The sequence below is a fragment of the Fibrella aquatica genome (assembly GCF_041321135.1).
Taxonomy (GTDB): Bacteria; Bacteroidota; Bacteroidia; order Cytophagales; family Spirosomataceae; genus Fibrella; species Fibrella aquatica.
Genome location: NZ_JBGGWF010000003.1, coordinates 554,105 through 566,322, shown reverse-complemented (window position 1 = coordinate 566,322; position 12,218 = coordinate 554,105). Strand labels below are relative to the sequence as shown.

10 protein-coding genes are annotated in these 12,218 nt (G+C 51.7%); 6 read left to right on the top strand and 4 right to left on the bottom strand.

The window, feature by feature from the left end; all coding sequences use genetic code 11:
- Positions 1 to 222: 222 nt before the first annotated feature.
- Positions 223 to 1,323, top strand: a complete 1,101-nt coding sequence (locus tag ACAW87_RS10030) for a chorismate mutase (protein WP_370723241.1) — start codon at positions 223 to 225, stop codon at positions 1,321 to 1,323.
- 98 nt (positions 1,324 to 1,421) lie between these two features.
- Here ACAW87_RS10030 and ACAW87_RS10025 read toward each other — a convergent pair whose 3' ends face one another.
- Both ACAW87_RS10025 and ACAW87_RS10020 read right to left on the bottom strand, forming a co-directional pair.
- Positions 1,422 to 2,333, bottom strand: coding sequence for a DUF4249 domain-containing protein (locus ACAW87_RS10025; protein WP_370723240.1), 912 nt, complete (start codon positions 2,331 to 2,333; stop codon positions 1,422 to 1,424).
- On the bottom strand, positions 2,333 to 4,795 hold the full coding sequence (locus ACAW87_RS10020) for a TonB-dependent receptor (RefSeq protein WP_370723239.1): 2,463 nt from the start codon (positions 4,793 to 4,795) through the stop codon (positions 2,333 to 2,335). Before ACAW87_RS10020 ends, ACAW87_RS10025 begins: the two co-directional genes overlap by 1 nt.
- Positions 4,796 to 5,132: 337 nt before the next feature.
- Between ACAW87_RS10020 and ACAW87_RS10015 the strand changes: the two genes are divergently transcribed.
- Genes ACAW87_RS10015 through ACAW87_RS10000 form a run of 4 tightly spaced genes read left to right on the top strand, consistent with a single transcriptional unit; the run spans position 5,133 to position 8,181 of the window.
- Positions 5,133 to 5,513, top strand: a complete 381-nt coding sequence (locus ACAW87_RS10015) for a MerC domain-containing protein (RefSeq protein WP_370723238.1) — start codon at positions 5,133 to 5,135, stop codon at positions 5,511 to 5,513.
- Between the two features lie 13 nt (positions 5,514 to 5,526).
- Positions 5,527 to 6,747, top strand: a complete 1,221-nt coding sequence (locus ACAW87_RS10010; RefSeq protein ID WP_370723237.1) for a GTP-binding protein — start codon at positions 5,527 to 5,529, stop codon at positions 6,745 to 6,747.
- 20 nt (positions 6,748 to 6,767) lie between these two features.
- On the top strand, positions 6,768 to 7,703 hold the full coding sequence (locus ACAW87_RS10005) for an NAD(P)/FAD-dependent oxidoreductase (RefSeq protein WP_370723236.1): 936 nt from the start codon (positions 6,768 to 6,770) through the stop codon (positions 7,701 to 7,703).
- 28 nt (positions 7,704 to 7,731) lie between these two features.
- Positions 7,732 to 8,181: a hypothetical protein gene (locus ACAW87_RS10000; RefSeq protein WP_370723235.1), complete on the top strand. Its 450-nt coding sequence runs from the start codon at positions 7,732 to 7,734 to the stop codon at positions 8,179 to 8,181.
- Positions 8,182 to 8,305: 124 nt separating this feature from the next.
- Here the strand turns inward: ACAW87_RS10000 and ACAW87_RS09995 are convergent, their stop codons facing one another.
- Positions 8,306 to 9,265, bottom strand: coding sequence for a DUF4249 domain-containing protein (locus ACAW87_RS09995; RefSeq protein WP_370723234.1), 960 nt, complete (start codon positions 9,263 to 9,265; stop codon positions 8,306 to 8,308).
- A gap of 23 nt (positions 9,266 to 9,288) precedes the next feature.
- Positions 9,289 to 11,715 (bottom strand): TonB-dependent receptor, encoded by a 2,427-nt coding sequence (locus tag ACAW87_RS09990; RefSeq protein WP_370723417.1) that lies wholly within the window; start codon positions 11,713 to 11,715, stop codon positions 9,289 to 9,291.
- Between the two features lie 159 nt (positions 11,716 to 11,874).
- Here ACAW87_RS09990 and ACAW87_RS09985 point away from each other — a divergent pair, with 159 nt between their 5' ends.
- Positions 11,875 to 12,162: a hypothetical protein gene (locus ACAW87_RS09985; RefSeq protein WP_370723233.1), complete on the top strand. Its 288-nt coding sequence runs from the start codon at positions 11,875 to 11,877 to the stop codon at positions 12,160 to 12,162.
- The last annotated feature ends 56 nt before the right edge of the window (positions 12,163 to 12,218 follow it).

Below are 12,218 nucleotides of genomic sequence, written 5' to 3'. Positions count from 1 at the left end.
CGTTCAGTAGCTTGAGATTAACAGCCGACAGATAAACGTATTTTAGGCCAAAAAAGGTTTTCAAGCTATACTCTACTTTTTCAACAGACTACTAATCGTACAACTTTTGGGTGATAATTAGCCTCTGTATGGGCTTCTGCTCCTGCAAAGATACTATAAATTTGAAACCGGAAATTTCACAAGCGAAATAGTCAATTTTACAACTAGCGTACAAGTAACATCATGAAACCAGATTTAGCCGTAGAGCCGCTCGATTCGTGGATTAAGACCGACGGCAAACCCCTCATTATTGCAGGGCCTTGCAGTGCAGAAACAGAAGAACAACTCGTTGAGACCGCCCGCCAATTAGCTGCGCTGGGGCAGGTTCATGCGATTCGTGCCGGCGTGTGGAAACCCCGGACACGTCCCGGTAGCTTTGAAGGCATGGGCGAACCCGCTCTGGCCTGGATTCAGCGCGCCAAAGCCGAAACAGGCTTGCCGTTTGCCGTTGAAGTAGCTACTCCACAACATATTGAGTTGGCCCTGAAATATGGCGTCGATATACTTTGGGTAGGTGCCCGCACAACTGTGAATCCGTTTAACGTACAGGAAATTGCCGACGCCTTGAAAGGGGTTGACGTACCTGTACTGGTGAAAAACCCGGTTAACCCTGATCTAGCCCTTTGGGTTGGTGCATTCGAGCGGATTGCCGGTGCCGGTATCACCAAACTGGGTGCCATTCACCGTGGTTTCTCGACGGGCGAAGCCAGCAAATACCGCAACATTCCGATGTGGCAAATGGCGATCGAACTGCGTACCATGTTCCCGCACCTGCCGATCATCGGTGATCCTAGCCACATGGCCGGCAAACGGGCATACCTGAACGAACTGGCTCAAATGGCCATGGACCTCAATTACGACGGTCTGATCGTTGAATCACACATTGACCCCGATAAAGCGTGGAGCGATGCGGCTCAGCAGTTGACTCCTGCCGCTTTCGGCGAGATGCTCGAACACCTGCACATCCGTCAGCTCGAATCGAGCGATCGGGAGTTCCAGAGTGCGATGGAGCAGATCCGTGTGAAAATCGATAGCGTTGACCGTCAGTTGGTTGAACACTTGGCCGCTCGTATGTCTCTGGTTGAAAAACTGGCCGAATACAAGCGCGATAACAACGTATCGATGTTCCAGCCCGATCGTTGGAAAGAAATTCTGGAGTCACGGAAACAGTTGGGCACTAAGCTCAACCTGTATCCTGAACTGGTGGAAGAGATCTACAAGATCATCCACATGGAATCGATCCGTAAGCAAACCGAGGTGATCAACAGCGCACCCGTAGTTTAATAAAAAGGGTCTAAATGTCTAAGGTCCAATGTTCAAAGCAGCCTTGCTTATCAGCAGAGCCACTTTAGACATTGGACCTTAGACATTTAGACCCCTTTTCACTTCACCCTCACCGTTCGTGTGGCCTGATTAAAGGCGCCGAAGCAACCGAGACCATTCTGAATGTTAGTAGGTACCTGAACCGGCTCAGCAAAGGGATTGTCGCCGGCACTACTCTGCCGTCTCATGGCGTCATAGTACCGATACGATTCCGCGTCGATATTGTTCAATGTCATCGTCAGCAAACTGGACACTACCGGATTTGTGGGGGAATAGTAGAGATTTTGCTCGCCCCGTGGCGAAAAAAAGTCTTCCCCATCCCTGTTTTTATCAGTCGTAAACGTAATTTCTGGAAAAGAAAGCGGGCTCTCAAACGTGAACGATGTGCGGTCTCCCGAGTTGTTTGGGGCATTCAGGAGAGTCTGCCTCAACCGACCCATTACGCGGTAATAGTTGGGCTGACCAGCTTTATCGTTCCAGTATAGGCGCCCGTAAATGATGGTGCGCGGCTGCCCAAACTGATTTTCAATCAACGAATCAACCCGGATATCGGTAGGAACAACCGCCTCGGGAACGGTGCATTGGGCCGTGGTGGCGGGGTAATTGGGCGCACTTACCCTAAGGGTATAGGTACGTCCGGCCAGAATGGGTAGATTACTAGCCCTCAGCACATACAGCTGATCTTGATACGAAAAAGGCAACTGAACCGAACGGCTCCCGTCCGACAGCTCAACCGTGGCGTCGCTTAAGTATTGCCTGTTGAAACTGGTACCCGACTGTTCGCCTAATATGGCTTTAGGGCGTTCAACAACAACCGTCAACAGCGTATCCTGGGGCGAGATATAACTATGCACCACTAGTTTTGCCGTCGCCGTAGGTATTTTCGATGGATCGACTTCCTGCTGTAGACTGTCGCACCCGGCTAACAGGATCAGAGCAAGAGCGAGATGGGCGATGTGAATTGCTTTCATCAGAATTTGAAGTTGTAGCTAACAGAAGGAACGATTGGGAACACCGAATACCGTTTCAGCACCGTGCGCACGGTTCCCGACTGTCCGTTTGCACCCTGCGTGTACACATCGTCTAATTGATAGAAAAACGGATTTCTCCGGTTATAGGCGTTGTAGGCGCTAAATTCCCAGGTACGTTCGTGTCGCTTCATTTTCTTGTGAAACTGGAAACTGACATCGAAACGGTGGTAGGGCTCGGCCCGAAAGCTGTTTCGCTCGCCATACTCATCTACTTCACGACCGTAACCGAATAGCTGCTGAACCAGCGGAATGTTGGCCGGTGAGCCACTGTAAAAATTACCACTCCCCTGCTCATAGCCATTATAGCGGGCCGTTGGCAACGTTAATGCCTGACCCGTGCCATACACCCATGTACCCGACAGCGTAACCCGTGGACTTAGCTCATAAATACCTACCAGCGAAAGATCGTGTCGGCGGTCGTAGCGTGGGAAGAAGGGCTTACCGCTGTTCAGCTCAGCGAATTGCCATTGAGTCCAGGAGAGGGTGTAGCCCAGCCAGCCACTAAACCGGCCCACTTTCTTTTGCAGCAGAAATTCAGCCCCATAGCTCCAGCCCCGACCTGCCGTTACATTATCTTCCCAACGTACTGTCTCGGCCGAGGTAGGGTCATCGACGAGCAAAAAGCTGGCACCTTCCCGGTAGTTGATGATGTTATCCATGCCTTTGTAGTACCCTTCTATTGTCAGCGTGAGGTCGCGGGTAAAGGAAGGTCCGTTGGTAAAATCCTTCGCTATGCCAATCGCAACCTGCTGCGATTGCTGAGGACGTACCCGGTCGGTGGTGGGCACCCACAGATCGGTGGGCAGGCCGATACCGGTGTTGCTCAACAAATGAACATACTGATTCATCAGGGCATACGATGCTTTCACCGACAAATCGGGTTTGATTACGTAGGCCATCGACAGTCGGGGCTCTGGCCGAACATAGGTAACGGCATCGTGCAGAAATGTACTGAGTCGCAACCCTCCGTTCACTCGCCATTTCGCATTGGGCTTCCACGTATCTTCAATATAAAGCCCCGCCTCAACTACGTTGATCTTATCGACCTCGCTCCGGTTCTCGGCTATTTCCGTGTTTTTCACCACAATGGCGCTGGGCGTGAATTGGTGGGCTGTAGCCTGCACGCCAACCCGCAGTGAATGAAGCGGGTTAGGGTAAATGTCGAGGTCGTATTTGATACCGAAATCACGGATGCCAGAGGTGTAACGGAGAGAAAATTCGTTGGTTTCATTGGCGAAGGTATCTTTCTGATCGGCCGAAATCGAGAAATCATACTTGCTGAAGATTAACGACGCATTGCCAAAGATTTTATCGGAGAACAGGTGATTCCAACGCAACGTACCGGTAGCATTTCCCCAGCCGATACCCGTTTTAAGGCTCTCGTTATCCGATGAATTATCGTTGGCATAGAACCGGTCGCGACCAAAATAACCACTCAGATACAATTTGTCTTTAGCCCCCAGTTCGGTATTGACTTTGGCATTCAGGTCGTAGAAATAATAACCCGCGCTGGTTTCGCCGTTGCTTTCGGCGGCAATGAACGGAGCAGCCAGCACATCCAGGTACGTTCGGCGGCCCGAGATTAGAAACGAGGTTGAGCCCGGACCTGATTTCTTCTTTGTTAGTGGCCCTTCCAAGGTCAAACGACTGGCGATCAGACCTATGCCACCTTCGCCGTGCAGTTTTTCCTTATTCCCATCTTTCATATTCAGATCAATAACCGATGAAAGACGACCGCCAAAGCGGGCCGGGAAACCACCCTTGGTCAGTTCCACACTTTTCAGCGCATCACCATTAAAAGTCGAGAAAAAACCGAATAGATGACTAGCGTTATACACCACCGCATCGTCGAGCACAATCAGGTTTTGGTCGGGGCCACCGCCGCGTACGTAAATGCCGCTTTGCCCTTCCGAGCCTTTCTGCACCCCCGGCATTAGCTGCAGTACTTTCAGCACATCTTTCTCGCCCAATAGCGCCGGAATCTTCTTGATTTGCGAGATAAGTACATCGATCTGGCTCATCTGTGGGCTATCGCTCACAGTCTGATCGACTTTCGAACGCACCACCACCTCATCGAGCAACTTTCCGGCAGTAAGCGACACGTCTATTTTTCGGCTTGTCCGAGCAGCAACTCGCTCTAACCGGGTATCGTATCCGACGATTGAATACGTAAGTTGAAGGCTATCCTGCGCCGGTAGAGTTAGCGAATAGAAACCATACGTGTTGGTGGTAGTACCAATAGTTGAACCTGTTCGGTACACATTTACGCCAATCAGGGCTTCCTGCGAACCCGCCTCCCGAACGTACCCACTGATGGTAACGGTCGACGACGGGCTTGACTGACTGTATGTACTGTGAACGGTAAACCAACTGAGCAATGCTGCCAGTACTAGTGCTTTCATAAACGTGTTTTTGAGTAAGAGGATATTTAAGCCAATCGGGTTGGAAAATACGCCGAAGAAAGAATAGTCTGTATGCAGTTAAGCGGTTCCGGGATCAACTTACTGACCATGCCGAACGCAAAAACACTGCGAAACCTAGCATACGTATTACGGCATGACTTGGCCACTATGACTTACTGACTGGCTAATAGCCGCTTGACTGACAGTTTATAATTCATTTGCAACATTGCTGCAAATAATATCAATCAGATTTGCTTACCAGAGAAAAAACACTTCTATTTGCAACATTGTTGCATTTATGAGAACACTAGCTTATTGACCAGCTACTTGTACCGTTATGTTGAAATCGCTGCCTGCTCACTCAAAAGCCGATTATATCGGCATTACCGGCTCTGTGCTGTGTATTATTCATTGCCTCATCACGCCTATTCTGGTAATGACCTCCACCCTACTGAACCACGATTCATTGAGAATTGGGTTTCTGAGCCTGGATTATCTCTTTATAGCCATCAACATTGTGGCTGTCTGGTCGGCCACGCGCCATACGTCTCGACCGATCCGGTTGGCTCTGTGGAGTTTGTTGACTCTGTTTGCCACCGGCTTGTTACTGGAAGACCTTGACCCGCGCTTCGAGTATATGGCCTATGCTGCCTCGTTAGGGCTTGTTATCAGTCATCTGGCCAACATTCGTTACTGCCGTAATCACCATGCTCACTAATAGTCACTGACCAATGAAACTGACAAAAAAACTCCCCGTGACTGTGCTCAGTGGCTTTCTGGGCGCGGGAAAAACAACCTTACTCAATCACATTCTGCACAACAAAGCAGGTCTGAAGGTAGCCGTGATTGTGAACGACATGAGCGAGGTGAACGTAGACGCGCAACTGGTGAAAGAGCAGAACATGCTCTCGCGCACGGAGGAGAAGCTAGTCGAAATGAGTAACGGCTGTATCTGCTGCACGTTGCGCGAAGACCTGATGCTGGAAGTGGAAAAGCTGGCACTCGAAAACCGATTCGATTACCTGCTCATCGAATCGTCGGGCATTTCTGAGCCACTGCCCGTGGCTCAGACCTTCAGCTTTGTCGACGACGAGAAAGGCATCGATCTTTCCCGGTTCTCTCGTCTCGACACGCTGGTGACGGTCGTCGACGCGTTCAATTTTCCCGCCGATTTTGGCTCAACCGACAACGTATATGACCGTGAGTTAAACAACGACCCGGCCGATACGCGCACGATCGTGAACCTGCTGACCGAGCAGATCGAGTTTGCCAACGTCATCATCATCAACAAAACGGATCTGCTGAGCCGCCACCGAGTGGGCGAGCTAAAGACCATTCTGCACAAACTGAATCCGAAGGCGCGGCTCATAGAATCTACGTTCTCGAAAGTCGACCCGGCTCAGATTCTCAATTCGCACTTGTTCGATTTTGAGGAAGCTTCACAATCGGCGGGCTGGATTCAGGAGTTGCAGAACCACACCGATGGCATTGCCCACACGCCCGAAACGGAAGAATATGGTATTGCTTCGTTTGTTTTTCGCGACCGTCGGCCGTTTCATCCGGTTCGGTTCTGGCGATACCTGAGCGAAAACTTTCCGGCGGGCATCATTCGCAGCAAAGGCCTGTTCTGGCTGGCTTCGCGGCCCAATGACGCCCTGAACTTCAGTCAGGCCGGGGGTAGCCTGCGGGCCGAGCGGGCGGGTGTTTGGTGGGCATCTATGCCTTTTGGGCAACGTACTCAGTATGCTTCCTTTCTGGAGAATCAGAAAAGCATAGAATCGCGCTGGCACAAACGCTACGGCGATCGACAAAATGAGCTGGTCATTATTGGGCAGGACCTGCAACAGGCGCAAATTCTGGCCGAGTTACAGGATTGCCTCTGTACTGATCTGGAACTAGCGCATATGGACAACAAAGGCCCGTTTAAAGACCCCTTCCCCGTCTGGGAATAAATAGTAACCTCTACAACAACATGAACGTGAAACAACCATACGATGTCATCATTGTGGGTGGCAGTAATGCCGGGCTGAGTGCCGCCATGCTACTTGGTCGCTCCTTACGCCGGGTGCTCGTGATCGACGCAGGCAGACCCTGCAACCGCCAAACGCCTCATTCGCACGGTTTCCTGACCCGCGATGGCGAAACGCCAACTCAGCTTCTGGCCATCGCCCGCGAGCAGGTGAGCCACTACCCAACCATTCAGTTTTGGAGCGATACAGTGGTTTCGGCTACGCAGACACCCAACGGATTTACAGTCACAACAGCCGATAGCGTCGTTTTTTCGTCCCGGAAACTACTACTGGCTACTGGCGTGGCCGACATCATGCCCGACCTGCCGGGCTTCGCCGATTGCTGGGGCCGTTTGGTGCTGCACTGCCCCTACTGCCACGGCTACGAGGTGTATGGACAGCCGCTGGGTGTATTGGCCAATGGCGAAATGGGCTACGAAATGGCCACCCTTATTCAGCACTGGACGAATCAGCTGACCCTCTACACCAATGGCCCGTCGACGCTAACCGATGTACAACGACAAACACTGGAACAGCTTCATATTCCCCTGATAGAAACGCCCCTCAAGGCCATTGAACACAATGCGGGACAGCTAACGGCGCTGCTCTTCACCGACGGAACGCGGACGCATCCGACAGCTATTTTCTCGCGTATTCCGTTCCGGCACCATACCGACATCGCGACTCAGTTAGGGTGTACTTTAACCGAGACAAACTTCGTTCAGGTGACTGAATTTGGCGAGACCAACGTACCTGGCCTGTTCGCCGCCGGTGATATCACCACGCCGTTCCGACAGGTGGCAGTAGCCGTTGCTAATGGTTCTAAAGCCGCCGCCTGGATCAATCGGGAACTGCTTACTGAAGACCTGACACAACGCGTTCAGATTACAGTGGCCTAACGCATAAATTCGTTTAATACTACAGGCTATGAAGATTACTCATTCCGTTTGCACACTCGTACTGAGCGGCTTGCTGTCGGCCTGTTCGTCGTCTGATAAAAAAGACTCAACGCTGGAAGAAGCGGCGCGTTACCACGAACAGGCCACAGCCATTCAGGCCGAACTGGAGCCAAAGATTGGGCAGATAGACTCGCTAAAAACGATGATGATGGCCGCTAAAATGCCCGCTACGGAAGCCAGAATGGCTACGCTCGACAGCCTGAAATCTGCTTTCGAAGAATGGGAAGCGAACCTGGTTGAAGTGCCGGGTATGCCGCATAATCACAGTCATGAACATGGCGATCATGCGCATCACAAGCACGCAGATGCTACTCTGAAGGATTTACCCGCCGACCAGATGCGTGACCTGCAACGCGAAACGCTCAACGCCATCAAACAGATTCAGACCCGGCTGGAAACCGTGACCAAACCAAACTAACCAGACACCCCATTTGGCCCTGTTGCTACTGCCCGAAAATCGTGTGGTCAGGAAAGCGATGGCCGCTTTAACCACGTCCTACAGGTACGTTACAGGTTTCGTTTGTCAGACTACAACTATTCGTCTACCGGATCTTAAACACTTTTTCGCTGCGATTGTAAGCGGCAAAACAGCCTAATCCGCCCTGGATGTTGGTAGGTATCAAGACCGGTTCAGCGAAGGGATTACTGCGGTTTTCGCGCTGACGAATAATGGCATCGGTATACCGAAAATAAAGTTCTTCGGTGCTGAGTAGTTGCATACGTACCTGAGGTTCGGGCAATACGTTTCCCAACGTTAACCTGTTCAGCGCGGCCTGTGCATTCGCCGATGTAGCGTTTACTTCTACCAGCCCCACCTCCGCAGAAAGCGAGGTTAGTAAGGCACCATCCTGCCGATCATCGGTGATGAGATTGCCTGTTCTGCTTTCTCGTGGGAAAACCAGCAACCGTAGTGTGTTTATGGCTGCACTTACCTGCCCGTTGATAGGGTACGTATTCCCCGGATTCCAGTTGAAGTAGGCCGCATATTCGTAAAAGTTGCGCTCATTGGCCGGGTCCTGCCAATCAAACCGCACCGAGTATACTTTCTGTAATCGGTTTCCCAATGTAACCACCACTGAATCCAGCACGCCCTGATTGACAGGTACTGGCCTGGGCACCGTTGCGTTAGCCGTAACTTGCCGACCATCGGGTGTACGGACAGTGAGGGTATACGTTTTCCCGGTAAGAATAGGCAACAAGCGGGCATTGGCCTGATACCATTGCTTGTCGCCCTGGTAGCGCAACACCACTACCTGACTGCCATCGCTAAGCGACACGGTGGCGTTGGTTACGTTGTAGGGTAGTTCATCGGTTTGTTCGCCAATGACCGGTTTAGACCGCGACACCTTAACCGATAAGATGGTGTCTTGCGGAGAGATGTAACTGTTGACAACCAGTTTTTCGCCCTCGCCCGATAATAGCGTGGGGCTTACCTCATTTTTCAGACTTCCGCAGGCGGATAAGAACAGGAGGCAGACCGGGAAGTAGTGTACTATTTTCATACTGACTTACGAATACAGCCGGATCAAAATTTATACGAATAGCTAATGGCAGGTACTACCGGAAACACCGAATACTTGTAAAGCACCGTAATATCGGGCTGACCAGCAGTCTGTCGTTTACTCTCGATATTATAGAAAAACGGATTACGTCGGTTGTAAGCGTTGTACGCGCTGATATCCCAGACGCTTTCGTGCCGACGCCTCTTCCGGTGAAATTGAATTCCTACATCGAGCCGGTGGTAGGGCTCGGCGCGGAACGCATTCTTATCCTGCCCAAAATCACGCACACCCGATCCCCCGTCGAACAGCACGCGATTGACACCCGTGATGGTTCCGTTTTCATCCTGGGTGTAGGCCAGATTATTGCTTAGTCCGAATGATCGGTAGCGGGCATTAGGCACCGTCAATGCCTGACCCGTTCCATACACCCACGTGGCCGAAAGGGTGATGTGTTTGTTCAGATCATACATGCCCACCAGCGATATATCGTGCCGGCGATCGTAGCGCGGAAAGAACGGTTTTCCGTTGTTGAGTTCGGCAAACTGCCATTGAGTCCAGGAAAGGGTGTAGCCCAGCCAACCACTGAACCGACCTTCTTTTTTGTGGAGCAAAAACTCAGCGCCATAACTCCAGCCCCGACCCGCCGTTACGTTATCTTCCCAACGCACCCGATTAGCCGACGTTGGATCATCGACCAGCAAGAAACTGGCTCCTTCCCGGTAATTGATAATGTTGTCCATTCGTTTGTAATACCCCTCCACCGTAAGCGCCAGATTCTGCTTCGGGAAATCGGTGACAAACCCCACGGCCCACTGCTGCGATTGTTGCGGACGTACCCGGTCGGTAGTCGGTACCCATAAGTCGGTGGGCAAGCCAATACCGGTGTTGCTCAGGAGGTGAACATACTGATTCATCAGCGCATACGACGCTTTGAACGACATATCGGGTTTTACCACATAGGCTACCGACAAACGCGGCTCTGGCCGAACGTACCCAAGTCCGTTACCCAGGAAAGAACTAATGCGCAGACCACCGTTCAGTCGCCAGTGATCGTTGGGCCGCCAGGTGTCTTCGGCGTAAATACCCGATTCGAGCACATCAATCTGATCTACTTCGCGCCTGAGATTAGCGAGGCTGTTATTCTGCAACACAATGGCCGACGGCGTGAAGCGGTGCGCCGTTGTTTGCACGCCAAAACGAAGAGCGTGATTTGGCGCAGGGTAAAAATCAAGATCGTGTTTCAGCGAAAAATCACGAATGCCCGATGTGTAATCCAGCACAAATCGATTTTGCGAATCAATGAGTTGATTGGCGTTAATGATGAACTCGTAATTACTGAAAATCAGCGACGTATTGGCGAAAAGCTTCTGATTGAACTGGTGATTCCAACGCAGGGTACCGGTGGCATTGCCCCAACCCATAGCAATACCCGTGTTGTCGGTGTTATCGTTGGCATAGAACTTATCGCGCCCGAAATAGCCGCTCAGGTAAATACGGTCGCGGGGCCCCAGATCGTAATTGGCTTTGGCATTCAGGTCGTAGAAATAATAACCTGCCGCCGTTTCACCGTCAGTTTGTGCCTTAACGATGGGCGCCAGAATAGCATCCAGGTACGTTCGGCGACCCGAAACAACAAACGACCCGGCTCGCTGTCCCGGCTTTTTGCCGCTTGTCAATGGCCCTTCCAGCATAACCCGGCTGGCAATGAGGCCAAGGCCAATTTCACCATGAAGTTTATCCCGGGCTCCGTCTTTCATGGTCAAATCGAGCACCGACGAGAGCCGTCCGCCATAACGAGCCGGGAAACCGCCTTTGGTCAGCTCCACACTTTTCAGCGCATCACCGTTGAAGACCGAGAAAAAGCCGAACAGATGGCTGGCGTTGTAGACCACCGCATCGTCGAGCACAATCAGGTTTTGGTCGGGGCCACCGCCGCGCACATACAGTCCGCTCTGGCCTTCCGAGCCTTTTTGCACGCCGGGCATCAGTTGTAATACTTTCAGCACATCTTTCTCGCCCAACAGAGCCGGAATCTTCTTGATTTGTGCAATAGGCAAATCGATCTGACTCATCTGCGGATTATCGCTGACCCGATCCTGCTGCCGTTTTTCGTTGATGACTACTTCATTGAGCAGTTCACCCGCGGCGAGTTCAACCCCCACCACCTGGTTTTGTTGGAGGCCGAACGTGCGGGTTTGGGCCTGATAGCCAATGAGCGAAAAGGTCAACGTGACCGAGTCGGCGGCGGGCAGGGTGATGGAATAAAACCCGAACGTGTTGGTTTGCGTACCCACAGGCCGTCCGTTGAGCTGAACGGTTGCCCCCAACAAAGCCTCGCGGCTACCTGCTTCATGAACGTAGCCACTAACCGTGTATCGTACCGGCGATTGAGCTATTAAAAGGGAAGGAACGGCGAGGATAAAAGTAAAAAGCAGTAATAAGGCGCGCATCATATTGACTTAGAGGTGCAAACCTACTCAAAATGCACTGCATCGCCGCCTCACCTACCGTTTAGTCAGTCAGTGAGCCGTTTACTCAACAACGTACCTGACTATTTGATTGATGCCATCAGTTTTGGGCTAATAAACCAATTTAGTCATAACGCTATCATGAAAATCCGCACCACGTCTCTCGCCCTTTTCACCGGTGTTGTTCTACTGTTTAGCTGCAAAAAAAGCAGTGATACCGTAAGCCCCGATGGTTGCCAGCTAGCCGAAACCCGGGCTCAGGCCCTTCAGCAGGCCGCCGTTAACCTTACTACGTCGTCGACACCGGCCAACTGCCAGGCCTACAAAACAGCAGCCAACGCCTACATTGATGCCGCCGCACGGTGCACCACCATTCCCAAAGCCGACCTAGACGCCGCCCGCAAAAGTCTGGCCGACATGACTTGTTAAAAAAGCGACAAGCAAATACGCGTCAATTCCAGGCTTGGCGTAGCTCCATGGAGGAG